Raw genomic sequence first — 19,630 nt, 5'->3', positions numbered from 1 at the left:
GTTCGTTTCACCCACATTTTCCGAGAGGGCTGAACCGCTCCCATGGCGAAGATCCTGAAGTTCGACGAGGACGCCCGTCGCGCCCTCGAGCGCGGCGTCAACAAGCTGGCCGACACGGTCAAGGTGACGATCGGCCCCAAGGGCCGCAACGTCGTCATCGACAAGAAGTTCGGCGCCCCCACCATCACCAACGACGGTGTGACCATCGCCCGTGAGGTCGAGGTCGAGGACCCGTACGAGAACCTCGGCGTCCAGCTGGTGAAGGAGGTGGCGACCAAGACCAACGACGTAGCGGGTGACGGTACGACCACCGCCACCGTGCTGGCCCAGGCGCTCGTCCGCGAGGGCCTGCGCAACGTCGCCGCGGGTGCCTCCCCGGCCGCCCTGAAGAAGGGCATCGACGCCGCGGTCAAGGCCGTGTCCGAGGAGCTCCTCGCGACCGCCCGCCCGATCGACGAGAAGTCGGACATCGCCGCCGTCGCCGGTCTCTCCGCCCAGGACCAGCAGGTCGGCGAGCTGATCGCCGAGGCCATGGACAAGGTCGGCAAGGACGGTGTCATCACCGTCGAGGAGTCCAACACCTTCGGTCTGGAGCTGGACTTCACCGAGGGCATGGCCTTCGACAAGGGCTACCTCTCCCCCTACTTCGTCACCGACCAGGAGCGTATGGAGGCCGTCCTCGACGACCCGTACATCCTCATCCACCAGGGCAAGATCGGCGCCATCGCCGACCTGCTGCCCCTGCTGGAGAAGGTCATCCAGGCCAACGCCTCGAAGCCGCTGCTGATCATCGCCGAGGACGTCGAGGGCGAGGCCCTGTCGACCCTGGTCGTGAACAAGATCCGCGGCACCTTCAACGCGGTCGCCGTCAAGGCCCCCGGCTTCGGCGACCGCCGCAAGGCGATGCTGCAGGACATGGCCACGCTGACCGGCGCCGAGGTCATCTCCGAGGAGGTCGGCCTCAAGCTCGACCAGGTCGGCCTGGACGTGCTCGGCTCCGCCCGCCGCGTCACCGTCACCAAGGACGACACCACGATCGTCGACGGCGCCGGTGACTCCGGTGCCGTGCAGGGCCGCGTCGCCCAGATCAAGGCCGAGATCGAGAACACGGACTCCGACTGGGACCGCGAGAAGCTCCAGGAGCGCCTCGCGAAGCTGGCCGGCGGCGTGTGCGTGATCAAGGTCGGCGCCGCCACCGAGGTGGAGCTGAAGGAGAAGAAGCACCGTCTGGAGGACGCCATCTCCGCGACCCGCGCCGCGGTCGAGGAGGGCATCGTCTCCGGTGGTGGCTCCGCGCTCGTCCACGCCGTGAAGGTCCTGGAGGGCAACCTCGGCAAGACCGGCGACGAGGCCACCGGTGTCGCCGTCGTCCGCAAGGCCGCCGTCGAGCCGCTGCGCTGGATCGCCGAGAACGCCGGCCTGGAGGGCTACGTCATCACCTCCAAGGTCGCCGAGCTGGACAAGGGCCAGGGCTTCAACGCCGCCACCGGCGAGTACGGCGACCTGGTGAAGTCCGGCGTCATCGACCCGGTCAAGGTCACCCGCTCCGCCCTGGAGAACGCCGCCTCCATCGCCTCCCTCCTCCTGACGACCGAGACCCTGGTCGTCGAGAAGAAGGAAGAGGAGCCGGCCGACGCGGGCCACGGCGGCCACGGCCACGCCCACTGACCTACGACGTCGGCAGGCCACAGCCACAGGTGAGGCCCGGCACCCCCGTACGCGGGGTGCCGGGCCTTCCCCGTCTCCGAGCGTTCCCTCCCGGACCGTTCTCTCCCGGCCCGTTCCGTCTCCGCCCGTTCCGCTCCGGCCGCTCGGGGCGCCGCGCCTACTTCTCCAGGTCGTCGAGCGCGCCCAACTGCCCCATCAGCCCGAGCCGGTCGTACTCCCACCAGCCCTCGGTGATCTTCCCTTCGGGAGAGAACAGGTGGACGAGCGTCCCCGTCATCCGGACCTTCCTGCCACTGGCCGGAATCCCGAGGAAGTCCCCCGTGTGGGTCGCGTTCCAGGTCCACCGCGTGCACACCCTGTCGCCCTGGGCGATCTGGTCCTCCACGGTGAACGCGAAGTCGAAGCCGCCCCGCCACTCCTCGACGGTCCGCCGGAACGCGTCCATGCCGATGGCGTCCGGCTCCTCCGAGGGGACGTGGTCGTGGTAACCCTCCGCGAGCAGACCGTCCAGCGGCGGCAGTTCGCCCTCGGCGGCGATGGTCGCGAGGAACCGCCGTGACGTGTCGGCGCACAACTGCTCGTCCCGCACCACGTCCAGGTCCGTGAACGTGGGCATCTCCTCGCACAGCGCCACCATCTCCTGGAAGATCCGCTCCGTCTCCGGCAGCCCGGAGTTGCGCATCGCCTCCTCGTACGACGGGAACTCCACGATCTCCACGAAGTGCGACCCGTCCGACCGGTCCTTCCCGATCAGGCTGTGCGTCGCCGTCCGCTTGCCCCTGGTCTTCTCGACCCATGTGTCCATCAGCCGGTCCATCTCGTCGAACCGGCTGGTCCTGCAGTCGATGAGCTGCACGAATGTCATGGCACACCGCCTCCGACCCCCCTGGGTCCGGATGAACAGCTCCATTGTCGCGCCGGGCCGCCGCCCTCACCCGCTGGGCCGTTCGGGGGACGGTTACTGCGGCCCGTACTTCCGTCCCGTCTTCGAGCTGATCCCGCCCAGCATCCCCCGCGGCACCACCTTCACCACACCCATCAGGGCCTTGTAGCGCGGGTCGGGGACGGAGACCGTCCGGCCCCGGGACAGGTCGGCGAGGGCGGCGGTGACCAGCTTGTCGGCGTCGAGCCACATCCAGGACGGGATGCTGTCGGTACCCATGCCGGCCCGGTCGTGGAACTCGGTGCGCACGAACCCCGGGCACAGCGCCATCAGCCGCACCCCGGTCCCGGCCAGGTCGCGCGCGGCACCCTGCGTGAACTGCACGACCCATGCCTTCGACGCCCCGTAGGTGCCCCGCGGTACGAACGCGGCGACCGAGGCCACGTTCACCACCCCGCCCCGGCCGCGCTCGCGCATGGACTCGCAGGCCGCCGAGGTGAGACGGAGGACCGCCTCGCAGTGGACCTTGAGCATGCGCAGCTCGTCGGTCATGGAGACGTCGAGGTAGCGGCCCTTGTTGCCGAAGCCGGCGTTGTTGATCAGCAGGTCGACGGGGTTCTTGCGGTCCGACAGGCGCCGCGCCACCGACTCGATGCCGTCGTCCGTCGCCAGGTCCGCCGTCAGCACCTCCGCCTCGACGCCGTGCCGGTCGTGCAGTTCGGTCGCCTGCTCCCGCAGCCGCTTGGTGTCGCGCGCCACCAGCACCAGGTTGTGCCCGTCCGCCGCCAGGCGCCGCGCGAAGGCGGCACCGATCCCCGCGGTCGATCCCGTAATCAGAGCCGTTGTCATGGCGCAAGCGTAGTGACCGGAACCGTACGGTCCCCGCCCCCTCCACCGCACGTCCGGCGGCGGTTTCGCCCGTCTTCCGCGGAACACCCGCGCCGGCGGGGCGCCTTCACGGACACCGCGCGGCCCGCCGGCCCGTCACTCCTGGCGCGCCGTGTGCTTCCGCGCCCTCTCCAGCAGCTCGGGATGGAGCGCCTCGCCCGCCACCAACAGCCGTGGAAGCAGGTCGTGTTCGCCCATCGTGGCCCGGAAGGCGAGGTTCACGGTGACGTCGTGGGAGGGCCGGTGCACGATCTCGACGGGGTCCCCCGCACGGATCTCACCGGGCTCGATCACCCGCAGATACGCGCCGGGCGCGCCCTGCCGCGTGAAGCGCTTGACCCAGCCCCGCTCGCCGAGATGACGCTGGAAGTTCAGACAGGGGACACGGCCGCACGTGACCTCCAGCACCAGCTCGGGGCCGATCCGCCAGCGTTCGCCGACGAGGGCGCCGGAGATGTCGAGGCCCTCGGTGGTGAGGTTCTCGCCGAACGCCCCGTTGGGCAGGGTGCGGCCGAGTTCGCGCTCCCAGGCGTCCAGGTCCTCGCGGGCGAACGCGTACACGGCCTGGTCGTCACCGCCGTGATGCTCGGTGTTGCACACCGCGTCCCCGGCCACCCCGCTGGCGCCGACCCCCTTGGGCCCGGGCGCGGCCACCCGCACCGGCCCGTCCACCGGGCGCTTGTCGATGCCCGTGACGCGCTTCGACTCCTCCGGGACGTCGACGGCCCGGGGGCGCCCCACATTCAGTGACAGCAGCTTCATACGGGCACGGTAGGCGCGGGGGGTCAAAGTGTCGACGCGATATTCGGCTCCCCGCCCAAGCCGCGCTTATGCTCGACGGCGTGATCGAGGCCCGTCATCTCCGTGTCCTGCGCGCCGTCGCCGCCACCGGCTCCTTCTCGGCGGCCGGACGCGCGCTCGGCTGTACCCAGCCCGCCGTCAGCCAGCAGATGAAGGCGCTCGAATCCTCCGTCGGCACCCCGCTGCTCGTGCGCACCGGCCGCGAGACGCGGCTGACCCAGGCCGGCGAGGCCCTGGTGCGGCACGCGGCCGGCATCCTCGCCGGGCTCACGGCGGCCGAGGAGGAGGTCGCCGCCATCGCCGGGCTGCGCGCCGGCCGGGTCCGCCTGGTCTCCTTCCCCAGCGGCAGCTCCACCCTCGTGCCCACCGCCCTGGCGGCCCTGCGCGCCGCCCACCCCGGCACCCGGGTGTCCCTGGAGGAGGCCGAGCCGCCGCGTTCGGTCGAGATGCTCCGCGAGGGCGACTGCGACATCGCGCTCGCGTTCCGCTACGAGGGGGCGCCGGGCGCGGAGGAAGGGGAGTGGGCCGACCTGGTCGTACGGCCCCTGCTCACGGACCGGCTCGTCGGGCTCGTCCCGCAGGGGCACCGGCTGGCCCGGACGCCGTCCATCGGCATCGGGGAACTCGCCGGGGAGCCCTGGATCGCCGGCTGCCCGCGCTGCCGGGGGCAGCTGGTGCGGGTCTGCGAGAGCGCGGGCTTCACGCCCCGCATCGACTTCGCGACCGACGACTATCCGGCGGTGGTCGGCCTGGTGGGCGCGGGCCTCGGGGTCGCCGTCCTGCCGGAGCTGGCGATCGAGTCCGTACGCCCCAAGGGTGTGCGGATGGTGACGGTCGAGCCGGTGGTGCGCCGGGAGATCGTGGCGCTGACCCTGCCGGACCTGGCCCAGGTGCCCACGGTCGCGGCGACGCTGGACCGGCTGGCCGGAGCGGCCGCGCGCTAGCGCCGGACCGAGGCGCCGGACGGCTCCGGGACCGTCGAAGACCTAAAGAAACGTTCCTTCAGTCGTTCAGTCGTTCGAGGCGTTGTCGCCCCCCGGCGCGGACGCGGACGCCGTCACCAGCCGGTGGCGCGCCCTGCCCATGAGTTCCTCGCGCTCGTCCTCGGTCAGCCCGCCCCACACGCCGTACGGCTCGCGCACCGCGAGGGCGTGGGCCGCGCACTGGGCGCGGACCGGGCATCGCATGCAGACCTCCTTGGCCGAGTTCTCACGAGCGCTCCGTGCCGCACCGCGTTCTCCTTCGGGGTGGAAGAAGAGCGAGCTGTCGACCCCGCGGCAGGCCGCGAGGAGCTGCCAGTCCCACAGGTCAGCGTTCGGTCCGGGAAGGCGGGAGAAATCTGCCATTACGTGTCCCCTTGTTGCCGTTATGGGCGGAGATGGTGCCCATGACCGTACATCGACTATCTAAGGAGATGAAAATATGACTCATTGCGAATCTAGCCTCAGACACCAACAAATGGGAAGAAAAACGGCTGAATGGGGCATAGGTTGTGGTGAAACATTGAGGGTCCGTTGCGCATGTCTGCACCGTGTGCGCGCCCTCACGTAGAGTGCCGAAGGTAGCCGGCCATCCCGTAACTCTTTCGAGTGACCGTCGTTGAGACGGGCGGAGGCGGTTGAGGAAACAAGCGCTCGGGCAGGCGTTCGTGTCCGCTCGTGAGTATCGACCGCACAGGTGACGATTTCGTACCAGCCTGGAGGCTCAAGGTGACGCGCATCAGCTGCGGAGGGCGGCCATGACATCCGTCCTCGTCTGCGACGACTCCCCGCTCGCCCGAGAGGCGCTGCGCCGCGCGGTGGCCACTGTGCCCGGCGTCGAGCGCGTGACCACGGCGGCCAACGGCGAGGAAGTCCTCCGCCGCTGGGGGGCCGACCGCTCGGATCTGATTCTGATGGACGTACGCATGCCCGGACTGGGCGGCGTCGAGACCGTACGGCGGCTGCTGTCCGCCGACCCCGGGGCGCGCATCATCATGCTCACCGTCGCCGAGGACCTGGACGGGGTGGCCCTCGCGGTCGCCGCCGGCGCGCGGGGCTATCTGCACAAGGACGCCTCCCGCGCGGAACTGCGCGCCACGGTGACCCAGGCCCTCGCCGACCCGACGTGGCGGCTCGCCCCGCGTCGGCTGCGCTCCGCCGAGATGGGCGCCGCGCCCACGCTCACCGCGCGGGAGATCCAGGTGCTGGAGGGCATGAGCCACGGCCGCTCCAACGCGGAGATCGGCCGTGAGCTGTTCCTCTCCGAGGACACCGTCAAGACCCACGCCCGGCGTCTGTTCAAGAAGCTCGGCGCCTCGGACCGCGCGCACGCGGTGGCGCTCGGCTTCCGCTGGGGCCTGGTCCGCTAGGTGAGCCGCGACGGGGGTCCGGGATTCCCCGCCTGCCGCGAGGCGGGTGGGGGCGCTCACCGCGTGGTGAACGGCGTGGTGGGCGGGGCCGCGCGGAGGCCCGCTGCTCGTTTCGCCGCGGATGCCGCATCCTTGAGGTGTGGAGCTTCTCGGGGAGCAGTCGAACGAGCGGGAGGGGAGGGCGCAGGAGATGGATTCCGGCGCACCTGCTCATAACGCTTCGGTGCACAACCATGGACGTGGCGCCACGGACCGGACGGCCGCAAGGCACCATGGACCGATGCGCGACGACGAGACGACAGCGATCGGTGCGCTCGTGCATCGCGCGGTCGACGGGGACGAGCAGGCCACGCACGATCTGCTCGCCCATGTCCACCCCTTGGCGCTGCGCTACTGCCGAACCCGTCTGTCCCGGCTCCCGGGCGACGCGCGGCACTTCGTGGAGGACCTGGCGCAGGAGGTCTGCGTCGCCGTCCTCCTGGCGCTGCCGCGCTACAAGGACACCGGCAGGCCGTTCGAGGCGTTCGTCTTCGCCATCGCCGGCCACAAGGTCGCCGACCTCCAGCGCGCCGCGATGCGCCACCCCGGATCGACGGCCGTCCCCTCGGACGAGATGCCCGAGCGCCCCGACGACTCGCTCGGCCCCGAGGAGCGCGCCCTGCTCAGCAGCGACGCCGAGTGGGCCAAGAAACTCCTGGCCAACCTGCCCGAGAACCAGCGGGAACTGCTGCTGCTGCGGATCGCGGTGGGGCTCACCGCCGAGGAGACCGGGCAGATGCTGGGCATGTCACCGGGCGCGGTCCGGGTGGCCCAGCACCGCGCCCTCAGCAGGCTCCGGGCGCTCGCCGAGCAGTAGCCGTACGGGCTTCCGGACGCCTCCGCGTGAACACGGGAGGTGCGGATTCCGTACGAACATACGAAGCCCGGTATCACTTCGTACCGTGGAATGTGTGCCCCGCGCTTCCCGTTAGCATGGACATCCGCACCGATCAAGGCCATTTGGGGAAGGTGTCATGACTGCCAACGTCGACGGAGTGCCCGGAAAATTCGCGACCCTCGGGCTCACCTACGACGACGTGCTGCTGCTGCCGGGCGCATCCGAGGTGCTCCCCAACGCGGTCGACACCTCGTCCCGCATCTCCCGCAACGTCCATGTCAACATCCCGCTGCTCTCGGCGGCGATGGACAAGGTCACCGAGTCCCGCATGGCGATCGCGATGGCCCGCCAGGGCGGCGTCGGCGTGCTGCACCGCAACCTGTCCGTCGAGGACCAGGTCAACCAGGTCGACCTCGTGAAGCGCTCCGAGTCCGGCATGGTCACCGACCCGATCACCGTGCACCCGGACGCCACGCTCGCCGAGGCCGACGCCCTGTGCGCCAAGTTCCGCATCAGCGGTGTCCCGGTGACCGACGGCAACAAGAAGCTCCTGGGCATCGTCACCAACCGCGACATGGCCTTCGAGACCGACCGCTCCCGCCAGGTGCGGGAGGTCATGACCCCGATGCCGCTGGTCACGGGCCAGGTGGGCATCTCCGGCGCGGACGCCATGGAGTTGCTGCGCCGCCACAAGATCGAGAAGCTCCCCCTGGTCGACGACGCGGGCATCCTCAAGGGCCTCATCACGGTCAAGGACTTCGTCAAGGCCGAGCAGTACCCGAACGCCGCCAAGGACTCCGAGGGCCGGCTGATCGTCGGCGCCGCCGTGGGCGCCAGCCCCGAGGCGCTGGAGCGGGCCCAGGCCCTGGCCGAGGCCGGCGTGGACTTCCTGGTCGTCGACACCTCGCACGGCCACAACAGCAACGCCCTGAGCTGGATGTCGAAGATCAAGTCGAGCGTCTCCGTCGACGTGATCGGCGGCAACGTCGCCACCCGCGACGGCGCCCAGGCGCTGATCGACGCCGGTGTCGACGGCATCAAGGTCGGCGTGGGCCCCGGCTCGATCTGTACGACCCGGGTGGTCGCCGGTATCGGCGTCCCGCAGGTCACCGCCATCTACGAGGCGTCCCTCGCCGCCCGCGCGGCCGGCGTCCCGCTCATCGGCGACGGCGGCCTGCAGTACTCCGGCGACATCGGCAAGGCGCTGGCCGCCGGCGCCGACACGGTCATGCTGGGCAGCCTCCTCGCCGGCTGCGAGGAGTCGCCCGGCGAGCTGCAGTTCATCAACGGCAAGCAGTTCAAGTCGTACCGCGGCATGGGTTCGCTGGGCGCGATGCAGTCCCGCGGCCAGGGCCGGTCGTACTCGAAGGACCGCTACTTCCAGGCCGAGGTCGCCGCCGACGACAAGCTCGTGCCCGAGGGCATCGAGGGCCAGGTGCCCTACCGCGGCCCCCTGGCCAACGTGCTGCACCAGCTCGTCGGCGGACTGCGCCAGACCATGGGCTACGTGGGCGCGGCCACCATCGAGGAGATGGAGACCAAGGGCCGCTTCGTCCGGATCACCTCCGCGGGCCTCAAGGAGAGCCACCCGCACGACATCCAGATGACGGTCGAGGCGCCGAACTACAGCCGTAAGTAACAGCCGCAAGCGGTCGGCACACTGCTCCAGGGCGGTTCCGGGCACTCCGGAACCGCCCTCGGCGTGCCCGTCGGCGATACTGGTAGACGCTGAACGCATCAGGGAAAGGCCACAGACGTGACTGAGATCGAGATCGGGCGCGGCAAGCGCGGCCGCCGGGCGTACGCCTTCGACGACATCGCCGTCGTCCCCAGCCGCCGTACGCGGGACCCGAAGGAGGTCTCGATCGCCTGGCAGATCGACGCCTACCGCTTCGAGCTGCCGTTCCTGGCCGCCCCCATGGACTCGGTCGTCTCCCCGGCCACCGCCATCCGCATCGGGGAGCTGGGCGGCCTCGGCGTCCTGAACCTCGAAGGGCTCTGGACGCGGTACGAGGACCCGCAGCCGCTGCTCGACGAGGTCACCGGCCTGCCCGACGAGGCCGCGACCCGTCGCCTGCAGGAGATCTACGCGGCCCCCATCAAGGAGGAGCTGATCGGGCAGCGCATCAAGGAGGTCCGCGACTCGGGTGTCGTGACCGCCGCCGCGCTCTCCCCGCAGCGCACCGCCCAGTTCTCCAAGGCCGTCGTGGACGCGGGTGTCGACATCTTCGTCATCCGCGGTACGACCGTGTCGGCGGAGCACGTGTCCGGCTCGCACGAGCCGCTGAACCTGAAGCAGTTCATCTACGAGCTGGACGTCCCCGTGATCGTCGGCGGTTGCGCCACCTACACGGCCGCCCTGCACCTGATGCGCACCGGCGCGGCCGGCGTCCTCGTCGGCTTCGGCGGCGGCGCCGCGCACACCACGCGCAACGTGCTCGGCATCCGGGTCCCGATGGCCACGGCGGTCGCCGACGTCGCCGCCGCCCGCCGGGACTACATGGACGAGTCCGGCGGCCGGTACGTGCACGTCATCGCCGACGGCGGTGTCGGCTGGTCCGGCGACATCCCCAAGGCGATCGCCTGCGGCGCCGACGCGGTGATGATGGGCTCCCCGCTGGCCCGCGCCACGGACGCGCCCGGCAAGGGCAACCACTGGGGCATGGAGGCGGTGAACGAGGAGCTGCCGCGTGGCAAGAAGGTCGACCTCGGCACCGTCGGCACGATCGAGGAGGTCCTCACCGGGCCCTCGCACACGCCTGACGGCTCCATGAACCTCTTCGGCGCGCTGCGCCGGGCGATGGCCACGACCGGGTACAGCGAGCTCAAGGAGTTCCAGCGCGTCGAGGTGACGGTGGCGGACTCGCAGCACATGCGGTGACGTGACGCCGCGCTCGGCTTGAGCGGGGCTCTTGGGGCTCGGTCGCCTTCGGGTGACCGGGCCCTTTCGTGTGCCCAAGTGGGGTGGTGGGGGCGTGAGTTGCGGGGTGGGGGCGCGTGGGGGTGTTGGGGACGTATGTGGGCCGAACGGGCGTAGCCGGGCGATAACGTTCGTGTCCGGCGCCCCAGTTCGGCTGGGAGCCCCCTTCCAAGGACATGGTCCGGACCCCGCCCTCGGGGCCCGGCCCGATTCCGACGGACCGTCCACCGGGCTACTGGGCGGTGTCGTGGAAGGGGGCGCCCATGGGACGTCACCGCAAGCCCACCCGCTGGGACCGATTCCGTCTTCGGATGGTGCAGTGCCGGAGGAGGTGGATCTTGCGGATTTTCGGATGGTGAGCGGCCGCCCCCAAGCGGAATAGGGGCGGACACTCCGTGAACCATCCAGGAGCCTGCCGCAGAAGCCACTGCGGTGGGCTCCACCTGTTTCCGTACGGTACCGGGGTGGGGCGGTGTCTGCCACCAGCCCCGGAGGCCGGGGCCGCGTCGTGCGCCCCCTCTCACAACCTGTGCGCCGCCCCCGTGGGTGTGGCTCCCCGCGTGTCCAGCAGCAGCTGGGCTTTCACCGACAGGCCCTGGAGGTCGTAGGTGCGGTGTTGCTGGAGGAGGATCGTCAGGTCGGCGTCGGCGGTGGCCTCGTAGAGGGAGTCGGCGCGGGGGATGGGGCGGTCGAGGACGCTCCAGGTGGGGACGTGCGGGTCGTGGTAGCTGACGTGGGCGCCGAGTTCGATGAGGCGGCGGGCGATCTCGTCGGCGGGGGTGCCCTGTTGGTCGGGGACGTCGGGCTTGTAGGTGACGCCGAGCAGGAGGACGCGGGCGCCCCGGGCCGACTTGCCGTGCTCGTTGAGGAGGGTCGCGGCGCGCTGGACGACGTACTGGGGCATGCGGTGGTTGACGCGCTGGGCCAGCTCGACCATGCGCAGCGAGCGGGGGGCGTGGCCTGCCAGGTCCTGGGGGAGGGCGTGGCCGCCGACGCCGGGGCCGGGGCGGAACGCCTGGAAGCCGAACGGTTTGGTCTCGGCGCACCGGATGACGTCCCAGAGGTCGACGTTCAGGTCGTTGCAGAGCGCGGCCATCTCGTTGACCAGGGCGATGTTGACGTGGCGGTAGTTGGTCTCCAGGAGGTGGACCGTCTCCGCCTCGCGCAGCCCCCGCGCGCGTACCACCTTGTCCGTGAGGCGGCCGTAGAAGGCGGCCGCCGACTCCGTGCAGGCGGGGGTGAGGCCGCCGATCACCTTGGGGGTGTTGGCGGGGCCGAAGGCGCGGTTGCCGGGGTCGACGCGGGGCGGCGAGTAGGCCAGGTGGAAGTCGCGGCCCGCACGGAGTCCGGAGCCCTCTTCGAGCAGGGGGCGCAGGAGGTCCCCGGTGGTGCCCGGCGGGACCGGGGACTCCAGGATGACCGTGGTGTGCGGGCGCAGCCGCGCGGCCAGCGTGCGGGCGGCCTCCTCGACCTGCGTGAGGTCGGGCGAGCCGTCGGCGCCGGGAGGGGTGGGCGCGCAGATGACCGCCGTACGCACCCGGCCGAGTTCGGCGGGGCTGGTGGTGGGCTTGAAGCCGCGGGCGAGCATGCGGCGCAGTTCGCCGGGGGTGAGGGAGCCGGAGTCGGGGCCGGTGCGGTAACCGAGCGTGGCGATGCCGGCGGCGACGGCGGCCTGGGCCAGTGGCAGCCCCAACTGGCCGAGTCCGATGACGGCGAGATCTGCGGGCATGGCGTGGGCCGTCCTTCCCAATAACCGAAGCGGGACAGACGCGCAAGCCCTGTGGACTGGACGAGCGAGCGCAATGTCACACTAGGCGTAAATATGACCGATATGTGGGATTGGGAGGTCGTTTTTCTGTGCGCGTCCCGCGGAGTTATCCACAGGCCGCGGGCGGGTGGTGGCCGAAGTCGGGCGAGGCGGTCAGAATTTTGGGCAGGGGGAGAGGAACGGGTTCCCGCCCGACGGGCAGGGACAGGCGGGGCGGCGCGACCGACAGCAGGAGGCAGCGGTGAGGACAGCGGCACTGGGACCGGCGCAGCGCGCCGAGTCACTGGCGGACATGGCCGAGCGTGAGCTGGACGTGCTGGTCGTGGGTGGTGGCGTGGTCGGTGCGGGCACGGCCCTGGACGCCGTGACCCGCGGTCTGTCCACGGGCCTGGTCGAGGCGCGTGACTGGGCGTCGGGCACGTCCAGCCGGTCCAGCAAACTGATCCACGGCGGTCTGCGCTATCTGGAGATGCTCGACTTCGCGCTCGTGCGTGAGGCGCTGAAGGAGCGCGGGCTGCTCCTGGAGCGGCTCGCGCCCCACCTGGTGAAGCCCGTGCCGTTCCTCTATCCCTTGCAGCACAAGGGCTGGGAGCGGTGGTACGCGGGCTCGGGCGTCGCGCTGTACGACGGGATGTCCATGGCGCGCGGGCACGGCCGGGGACTGCCGGTCCACCGCCATCTGACCCGCGCCCACGCCCTGCGCGTCGCCCCCTGTCTGAAGAAGGACGCGCTGGTCGGGGCCCTGCAGTACTACGACGCCCAGATGGACGACGCCCGCTATGTGGCCACCCTGGTGCGCACGGCCGCGTCGTACGGGGCGAAGGTCGCCAACCGCGCGCGTGTGACCGGGTTCCTGCGGGAGGGCGAGCGGGTGGTCGGGGCCAGGGTGCAGGACGTCGAGGGCGGCGGGGAGTACGAGATCCGTGCCCGGCAGGTCGTGAACGCCACCGGGGTGTGGACCGACGACACCCAGGCGATGGTGGGCGAGCGGGGCCAGTTCCACGTACGGGCCTCCAAGGGCATCCATCTGGTCGTACCCAAGGACCGGATCCACTCCACGACCGGTCTGATCCTGCGGACCGAGAAGTCCGTGCTGTTCGTGATCCCCTGGGGGCGGCACTGGATCGTGGGGACGACCGACACCGACTGGGACCTCGACAAGGCGCACCCGGCGGCCTCCAGCGCGGACATCGACTATCTGCTGGAGCATGTGAACTCGGTCCTGGCCGTGCCGCTGAGCAGGGACGACGTGCAAGGGGTCTATGCCGGGCTGCGGCCCCTGCTCGCCGGGGAGTCGGACGCCACGAGCAAGCTCTCGCGGGAGCACATCGTGGCGCACCCGGTGCCGGGGCTGGTGGTCGTGGCCGGCGGCAAGTACACGACGTACCGGGTGATGGCCAAGGACGCGGTGGACGCGGCCGTGCACGGGCTGGACCAGCGGGTCGCGGAGTGCGTCACCGAGGACGTGCCGCTGCTGGGGGCGGAGGGGTACCGGGCGCTGTGGAACGCGCGGGCGCGGATCGCGGCGAGCACGGGGCTGCACGTGGTGCGCGTGGAGCATCTGCTGAACCGGTACGGCTCGGCGGCCGAGGAGGTGCTCGACCTGATCGCCTCCGACCCGTCGTTGGGGGAGCCGTTGCACGCGGCCGACGACTATCTGCGGGCCGAGGTGGTCTACGCGGCCTCGCACGAGGGTGCCCGGCATCTCGACGACGTGCTCACCCGCAGGACGCGGATCTCCATCGAGACGTTCGACCGCGGGACGCGCAGCGCGCGGGAGGCCGCGGAGCTGATGGCGCCGGTGCTCGGCTGGGACAAGGACCAGATCGAGCGGGAGGTGCAGCACTACGAGAAGAGGGTCGAGGCGGAGCGGGAGTCACAGCGTCAGCCGGACGATCTGACCGCGGACGCGGCCCGGTTGGGGGCGCCGGACATCGTGCCGCTGTAGCCGGGAGCGGCCGGGTCCGCCGGGTGTCGGCGGGTGGTGTCCGTCCTCCACTCGCCCTCGACCGGCCCCCACCTGTGCCTCTCCCGGCCCTTCTCGGCCGCCGCCGTGGCGGGTTGAGGGGGCCCAGGGCGTGGGGCGCTTGGCGGGTGGGTGACAATGGAGGCTCTGTCAGGGCGGGTTGCATGAGGGGACGCATGTCGGAGGCGGAGCGGGCTGGGGATTCCCGTCAGGACAAGGACGCACGTCTCCTCGCCGGGCGGTACCGGCTGGGAGGGGTGCTCGGTCGCGGCGGTATGGGCACGGTGTGGCGTGCCGAGGACGAGACGTTGGGCCGTACGGTCGCCGTCAAGGAGCTGAGGTTCCCGTCGAGCATCGACGCGGACGAGAAACGGCGCCTGATCACGCGCACCCTGCGCGAGGCCAAGGCGATCGCGCGGATCCGCAACAACGCCGCGGTGACGGTCTTCGACGTCGTGCACGAGGACGACCGTCCGTGGATCGTGATGGAACTCGTCGAGGGCAAGTCGCTGGCCGAGGCCATCCGTGAGGACGGCGTGCTCGAACCGAAACGGGCCGCCGAGGTGGGGCTCGCCATCCTCGACGTGCTGCGCGCCGCGCACCGCGAGGGCATCCTGCACCGGGACGTGAAGCCGTCGAACGTGCTCATCGACAAGCACGACGGCCGGGTCGTCCTCACCGACTTCGGCATCGCCCAGGTCGAGGGCGACCCCTCCATCACCTCGACCGGCATGCTCGTGGGCGCGCCCTCGTACATCTCGCCGGAGCGCGCCCGCGGTCACAAGCCGGGGCCCGCGGCCGACCTGTGGTCGCTCGGCGGTCTGCTCTACGCGGCGGTCGAGGGGGTGCCGCCCTACGACAAGGGGTCGGCCATAGCGACCCTGACCGCGGTGATGACCGAGCCGGTGCCGGAGCCGAAGCGCGCAGGCCCCCTCAGGGACGTCATCTTCGGGCTGCTGACCAAGGATCCCGAGCGGCGGCTCGACGACGCCGGTGCGCGGGCGATGCTCAACACCGTGATCCACGCGCCCGACCCGAAGGACGTCGATCCGGTGGACGCGACCCGGGTCGTGCCGTTGCCGCCGGTGCCGGAGGAACGCCCGAAGAAGCGCGGTTCCGGTGGCACGGGGGCCAAGGAGAGCGGCGGCGAGCGGCCGCGTGCGCCTCGGTGGTCCATGCGCAAGGGCGCGGCCGGAGCGGCGGCGGCCGGGACCGGCGCCGGTGTGGCGCGGGGCGTCGGCGGCGGGGCCTCCGGCGGTGCGCCCGGCGGGCTTTCCGGCAAGGCCCCCGGCGGGGCGGGCACCGCGTCCGCGTCCCCGGCGGCCGTGACGACGCGGTCCGCCTCGGTCGGGCTGGCCTCGGGTACCGGTGCGGCGAAGGCCGGCGGCGGCCGGGGGCAGGCCCCGAGCACGTCGGCGCCGGGGGTTCCGGGACCGCGTGCGGCGGGCGCGGCCGACAGCGCGGGGGCGGGGAACGCCGGTGCGCCGAAGCGGAGTTCCGGGTGGCCGCAGGTGCCGCCTCCGGACCTTCCGCCGCGGCCGGTGCCGCGCGCTCCGATCACGGACGTGGTGCCGCGGCGGACCCTGGCCGCCATCGCCGTGGCCGTGGTGCTGGTCGTCCTCGGGACGGTCCTGGTGCTCACCTGGGGCAACGACGACAGTTCCGACAACAGCAAGGGCGCCGACACCAAGGCGGCCGCGTCCCGCGGGGCGGCGTCGGGGAGCGACGCCGGCAGCAAGGGCGCGGACGACGACAAGGACGGCTCGGACGGCTCGGACAAGGAAGCGGACAAGGGCCAGGACAAGGGGTCCGATCCCAGTCCGGACGGTGAGACGACGGACGAGGCCGAGGGCCCCGGCGGCAGTTCGCCGAGCCCCACGGGCGGGGCCGACGGCTCCGTGAGCGGTGACGGCTCCGGCTCGGGGACCCTCAAGACCGAGACGTACAAGAGCGGTCAGGGTTTCTCGATCGGGCTGCCCGACGGATGGAAGTACCGGTCGACCGACGCCGCCGGTGCCCGCTTCTCCGGCCCCGAGGGCCAGCGGCTGCTCGTCGGCTGGACGACCACGCCGAAGTCGGACCCGGTCGCGGACTGGAAGAACCAGGAGCGGTACATGGTCCGCTCGCAGTACAAGCGGATCCGAATAGAGGCGGTGGACTACCGGGGCTGGAACGCGGCCGACTGGGAGTTCACCTATGTGGAGAGCGGGACGAAGTACCGGTCGATCGACCGCGGCTTCGTCGTCGACTCCCGGCAGGGCTACGCGCTGATGTACACCGCGAAGGCGTCCAAGTGGAGCGGGGAGCTGCGCAAGGACACGTGGCGGACCTTCACGAAGACGTTCAAGCCGAAGTCGTGAGGTGCCGGGCGCCCCGTCCGTGACGGTGTGCGCCCGGGGCGCGCATCGGTCAGTGGTGTGCGCCGGTTCGTTCGGGGTCGTGTCCGTGTGCGGTTTCGTGCCTCGGTTCCGGGGGTCGCAGGGGGCGTGCGGGGGCGCGGGACGGGGCGGCCCCCGCGATGTGAGCGCGGGCTTCGGTACTTGTGCCCGCCGGGTGAGTTCGGGGGCGGGCCTTCCGGGGAAGATCGGATGCGTTCGAGCACATTCGAGACGAACGAGATATCGCATCGAGTCAATGTGAGTTGCCTCCGGCACGTATCGTGAAGGGCTGCGGTCCGTACGCATCAAGAGCGGAACGGGCCACAAGGCGAACGGAATTGACCAACCGGGCGGTCGGGGGAGGGTGTCGTGGACGAATACGCGGGGCGAGTGCTCGCCGACCGCTATCGCCTGCCGCTGCCGCCCTCCGACGAGTACGAACTCGCCCCGGAGCTGCGCGCCTTCGACACCTACAGCGGCCAGGAGGTCCTGGTCCGGCAGGTGCCGCTGCCGGAGGTCGTCGAGGCGGAGATGCTCGACGCGGACGGGCTGCCCGAAGGGTATGTGGCGCGGGACGGCACAGGGCACCGGGGAGCGGCGCGCACCGCGCGCGGCTCCGCGGACCCCGCCGTACGCCGGGCCGTCGAGGCGGCGCAGGCCGCCGCGCAGATCCCCGACCATCCGCGGCTCGACCAGGTCTTCGACGTGTTCGCCGAGGGCGGCTCGCTGTGGATAGTGAGCGAACTGGTGCCCGCCCGCACCCTCGCCGCGCTGCTCGCCGAACAGCCGCTGACCCCGTACCGGGCGGCCGAGGTCGCCTCCGACGTGCTCACCGCGCTGCGGGCGCTGCACGCCCACGGCTGGGTCCACCGCAACATCACCGCCCGTACGGTGCTGGTCTGCGACGACGGCCGGGTGATGCTGACCGGGCTGGCGGTGGGGGCGGCGGAAGAGGCACTGTGCGGGTACGACCCGGTGCCGGCGCGGGAGTTCGAGGACTCGCCGCCCGGGGCACCCGGCGGCGGCGCGGTCGTGCCTGCCGTGGGGCCCGGCGGGGGACAGGCCGCGCGGCGTGACCCCGTACCGCCCGGTGGTCTTCCCGCCGCACGCGGGGCGTCGGCGCCCGCGCGCACCGGCGGCAGCACGTTCGGCGGCGCCGGCGGGGCCGGGGACGCGGGCGAGGACCCCGAGGCCGCGCGGCGGGCGGCGATAGAGGCACGGGCCGGACGGACGACGGCTGCGGGCGCGGACCCCTCCGGGGGGCAGCGCGCCCTGGAGGCCGGCGGGGACGCCCGGGCGGCGCGGGCGGGCGCGATCGCCGCGTACCGGGCGGGCGCGCGCGCCGCCGCCCGGGTGCAGGACGACCAGCGGGGCGGACCGGGCACCGGGCTGCCCGCACAGCGGCCGGCACCGCGGGACACCCCGGTGACGGGAGCGGGCCGGGGTGGTGATCCCGCCTCCGGCGAGGGGACGCGCCCGGTGCCGCTCGGCCAGATCGCCGACCCCTACGGTGTCCTCGCCAACGGCGGTGCCACCAGCGTCTGGCACGGTGCGGCACCCCGCGGCGGGACGACCGCGTCCGCCGGCGGCGGACGGGGCGCCTCGGTCGCCGGGAACGCCTCGCCGTACCCCGCCGAGCCGCTCGGTGACGCGCCGACGGGCGGCGGCCGGGCAGGCGGCGCCTTCGACGACGGCGACACCGGCGCACACCGGCTCCCGGGACACGGCGCGCTCCAGGATTCCCGGCGCGGGCCCGCGACCGCGCTCGCCGCCGAACGGGCGCGGCAGGCGCGGATGGCCGTGGTCGGGCCGGTCACGGAACGGTGGGCGCCGGAGCAGGCCGGTCCGGTGCACGAGAACTGGCAGCTGGCGGCGCCGATCGGGCCCTCGACGGATCTGTGGGCGCTCGGCGCACTGCTGTTCCGGGCCGTGCAGGGACACGCGCCGTACCCGGAGGAGAACACCGCCGAGCTGGTACAGCTGGTGTGCGCCGAGCCGCCCGCGTTCGCCGAGGAGTGCGGGCCGCTGCGCCCGGTCGTGGAGTCCCTGCTGCGCCAGGACCCCACCGAGCGGCTGGACTTCGAGGAACTGCGCGGCTGGCTGCGCTCCCTCGTGCGGTCGGCACCCGAACCCGAGGCCGGTACCCATGTCGTACCGGCGCCGCCCGTGGACGCGAGCCGGCTGCCGATCGTACGGCGACGCGGCGAACTCGTGCGCAGGCGCCGGGCCGGGCTGCCCGCGACCAGCGCGCACGCCCGCCACAAGCGCACCCGGGAGAAGCCCCCGAAGCCGCGCACACTGGGCCGGAACCTGCTCCTGCTGATCCTGCTCGCGCTGGTCGCGGCGGTCACGTATGCCGTGGTGTTCCTGCCGAAGGCCGCGTCGAGCGACGGGCGCGGTGACACGGGCAACCGGGCCGACGGCGCCGGGCAGCACGGTCCGTCGCCCACGGCGAGCGACGCGCCCGGTTCCGACCAGAACGCGAACTCGCCCGACGGCGGGGAGAAGGACCACGACGAGGCGAGCCCGTCGCAGTCGTCCGGTTCGACGCAGACGCAGACCGGCGATCCCGAGGTCGCCCAGGGCTTCACCCTGCGCAAGGACCCCGAGGGGTTCCAGGTGGCCGTGGCCACCGGCTGGGACCGCGGTGCCAAGAACGGGCGCGGTCAGATCGTGTACTCCCGGGGCGACTTCGAGCTGATCCTCGTCCCCGGGCGGGACAGCAGGGCGACGTACGGCGGCGATCCGTTGAAGTACCAGCGGGAGGACGAGCGCGAGTTGCAGCCCTTCCGCGACTCGTCCTGGGCCACGTCCACCGGGATGCGGCTGGTCGAGGTGGGCGGGGTGAGCTCGGCCGAGGGGCAGTTCACCTGGCAGGACTCCGAGGGACGCGGCGTCTACGTACGGAACCTCGCGATCCTGCTCGACGGCCGGTACCACGTGGTGCAGGTGCGCGGCCCGGAGGCGGAGCGGGACGAGGTCACCCGGCTGTACGAGCAGGCGGCGGCCACGTACAAGGTGACCGGCTAGCGGCTAGTGGCCTGCGGGGAGCCGGACATGGTCGACGGCCGCTTCGGCAAGGGCGCGCGAGGGCGTCGGCGGGGCCAACGGGCGCGAGGGCGGGCGGGCTT

General features: G+C 72.1%; 14 protein-coding genes. 9 read left to right on the top strand and 5 right to left on the bottom strand.

All coding sequences use genetic code 11. The features are described 5' to 3' along the window. Window positions 1–42: 42 nt before the first annotated feature. Window positions 43–1,668 (top strand): chaperonin GroEL, encoded by a 1,626-nt coding sequence (groL, locus tag SCAB_RS17190; RefSeq protein ID WP_013001367.1) that lies wholly within the window; start codon window positions 43–45, stop codon window positions 1,666–1,668. Window positions 1,669–1,825: 157 nt separating this feature from the next. Here the strand turns inward: groL and SCAB_RS17185 are convergent, their stop codons facing one another. The 3 genes from SCAB_RS17185 to SCAB_RS17175 all read right to left on the bottom strand — a co-directional run bounded on the left by SCAB_RS17185 (window position 1,826) and on the right by SCAB_RS17175 (window position 4,201). Next, window positions 1,826–2,533: an ester cyclase gene (locus SCAB_RS17185; protein WP_013001366.1), complete on the bottom strand. Its 708-nt coding sequence runs from the start codon at window positions 2,531–2,533 to the stop codon at window positions 1,826–1,828. A 93-nt stretch (window positions 2,534–2,626) separates the two neighbouring features. Next, complete coding sequence (locus SCAB_RS17180) at window positions 2,627–3,400, bottom strand: SDR family NAD(P)-dependent oxidoreductase (RefSeq protein ID WP_037727151.1); 774 nt, start codon at window positions 3,398–3,400, stop codon at window positions 2,627–2,629. A 135-nt stretch (window positions 3,401–3,535) separates the two neighbouring features. Beyond that, window positions 3,536–4,201: an MOSC domain-containing protein gene (locus SCAB_RS17175; RefSeq protein ID WP_173402887.1), complete on the bottom strand. Its 666-nt coding sequence runs from the start codon at window positions 4,199–4,201 to the stop codon at window positions 3,536–3,538. An 80-nt stretch (window positions 4,202–4,281) separates the two neighbouring features. Between SCAB_RS17175 and SCAB_RS17170 the strand changes: the two genes are divergently transcribed. Continuing rightward, window positions 4,282–5,184, top strand: a complete 903-nt coding sequence (locus SCAB_RS17170) for a LysR family transcriptional regulator (protein ID WP_013001363.1) — start codon at window positions 4,282–4,284, stop codon at window positions 5,182–5,184. A 66-nt stretch (window positions 5,185–5,250) separates the two neighbouring features. Here the strand turns inward: SCAB_RS17170 and SCAB_RS17165 are convergent, their stop codons facing one another. Continuing rightward, complete coding sequence (locus SCAB_RS17165) at window positions 5,251–5,586, bottom strand: WhiB family transcriptional regulator (RefSeq protein ID WP_013001362.1); 336 nt, start codon at window positions 5,584–5,586, stop codon at window positions 5,251–5,253. 392 nt (window positions 5,587–5,978) lie between these two features. Between SCAB_RS17165 and SCAB_RS17160 the strand changes: the two genes are divergently transcribed. The 4 genes from SCAB_RS17160 (at window position 5,979) to SCAB_RS17145 (ending at window position 10,348) form a co-directional block, all read left to right on the top strand. Beyond that, window positions 5,979–6,590 carry a response regulator transcription factor gene (locus tag SCAB_RS17160; protein ID WP_003948568.1) on the top strand — a complete coding sequence of 204 codons (612 nt, stop codon included), beginning with the start codon at window positions 5,979–5,981 and terminating at the stop codon, window positions 6,588–6,590. A gap of 280 nt (window positions 6,591–6,870) precedes the next feature. After that, window positions 6,871–7,446: a sigma-70 family RNA polymerase sigma factor gene (locus SCAB_RS17155; protein ID WP_013001361.1), complete on the top strand. Its 576-nt coding sequence runs from the start codon at window positions 6,871–6,873 to the stop codon at window positions 7,444–7,446. Between the two features lie 157 nt (window positions 7,447–7,603). Further along, the gene (guaB, locus tag SCAB_RS17150; RefSeq protein WP_013001360.1) at window positions 7,604–9,106 is read left to right on the top strand and encodes an IMP dehydrogenase; all 1,503 of its coding nucleotides are present in this window, start codon (window positions 7,604–7,606) and stop codon (window positions 9,104–9,106) included. A 117-nt stretch (window positions 9,107–9,223) separates the two neighbouring features. Continuing rightward, window positions 9,224–10,348 (top strand): GuaB3 family IMP dehydrogenase-related protein, encoded by a 1,125-nt coding sequence (locus SCAB_RS17145; RefSeq protein WP_013001359.1) that lies wholly within the window; start codon window positions 9,224–9,226, stop codon window positions 10,346–10,348. A gap of 559 nt (window positions 10,349–10,907) precedes the next feature. On the opposite strand, the gene SCAB_RS17140 is transcribed toward SCAB_RS17145, so the two are convergent. Beyond that, entirely contained in the window at window positions 10,908–12,116 is a 1,209-nt protein-coding gene (locus SCAB_RS17140) for a nucleotide sugar dehydrogenase (protein ID WP_013001358.1), read from the bottom strand. Between the two features lie 280 nt (window positions 12,117–12,396). Here SCAB_RS17140 and SCAB_RS17135 point away from each other — a divergent pair, with 280 nt between their 5' ends. The 3 genes from SCAB_RS17135 (at window position 12,397) to SCAB_RS17125 (ending at window position 19,529) form a co-directional block, all read left to right on the top strand. Beyond that, complete coding sequence (locus SCAB_RS17135) at window positions 12,397–14,103, top strand: glycerol-3-phosphate dehydrogenase/oxidase (RefSeq protein ID WP_013001357.1); 1,707 nt, start codon at window positions 12,397–12,399, stop codon at window positions 14,101–14,103. Window positions 14,104–14,297: 194 nt separating this feature from the next. Next, window positions 14,298–16,481: a serine/threonine-protein kinase gene (locus tag SCAB_RS17130; protein WP_013001356.1), complete on the top strand. Its 2,184-nt coding sequence runs from the start codon at window positions 14,298–14,300 to the stop codon at window positions 16,479–16,481. Window positions 16,482–16,868: 387 nt separating this feature from the next. Further along, entirely contained in the window at window positions 16,869–19,529 is a 2,661-nt protein-coding gene (locus SCAB_RS17125) for a protein kinase (protein WP_041669317.1), read from the top strand. The last annotated feature ends 101 nt before the right edge of the window (window positions 19,530–19,630 follow it).

It is taken from the genome of Streptomyces scabiei 87.22 (assembly GCF_000091305.1).
In the GTDB taxonomy this organism is placed as follows: Bacteria; Actinomycetota; Actinomycetes; order Streptomycetales; family Streptomycetaceae; genus Streptomyces; species Streptomyces scabiei.
This window is presented reverse-complemented; position numbering and strand designations above follow the sequence as displayed.

Excerpts from the sequence above, each read along its gene's own strand:
- groL (WP_013001367.1), top strand. The coding sequence starts at position 43 with ATGGCGAAGATCCTGAAGTTCGACGAGGACGCCCGTCGCGCCCTCGAG.
- SCAB_RS17185 (WP_013001366.1), bottom strand. The coding sequence starts at position 2,533 with ATGACATTCGTGCAGCTCATCGACTGCAGGACCAGCCGGTTCGACGAG.
- SCAB_RS17180 (WP_037727151.1), bottom strand. The coding sequence starts at position 3,400 with ATGACAACGGCTCTGATTACGGGATCGACCGCGGGGATCGGTGCCGCC.
- SCAB_RS17175 (WP_173402887.1), bottom strand. The coding sequence starts at position 4,201 with ATGAAGCTGCTGTCACTGAATGTGGGGCGCCCCCGGGCCGTCGACGTC.
- SCAB_RS17165 (WP_013001362.1), bottom strand. The coding sequence starts at position 5,586 with ATGGCAGATTTCTCCCGCCTTCCCGGACCGAACGCTGACCTGTGGGAC.
- SCAB_RS17160 (WP_003948568.1), top strand. The coding sequence starts at position 5,979 with ATGACATCCGTCCTCGTCTGCGACGACTCCCCGCTCGCCCGAGAGGCG.
- SCAB_RS17155 (WP_013001361.1), top strand. The coding sequence starts at position 6,871 with ATGCGCGACGACGAGACGACAGCGATCGGTGCGCTCGTGCATCGCGCG.
- guaB (WP_013001360.1), top strand. The coding sequence starts at position 7,604 with ATGACTGCCAACGTCGACGGAGTGCCCGGAAAATTCGCGACCCTCGGG.
- SCAB_RS17140 (WP_013001358.1), bottom strand. The coding sequence starts at position 12,116 with ATGCCCGCAGATCTCGCCGTCATCGGACTCGGCCAGTTGGGGCTGCCA.
- SCAB_RS17130 (WP_013001356.1), top strand. The coding sequence starts at position 14,298 with ATGTCGGAGGCGGAGCGGGCTGGGGATTCCCGTCAGGACAAGGACGCA.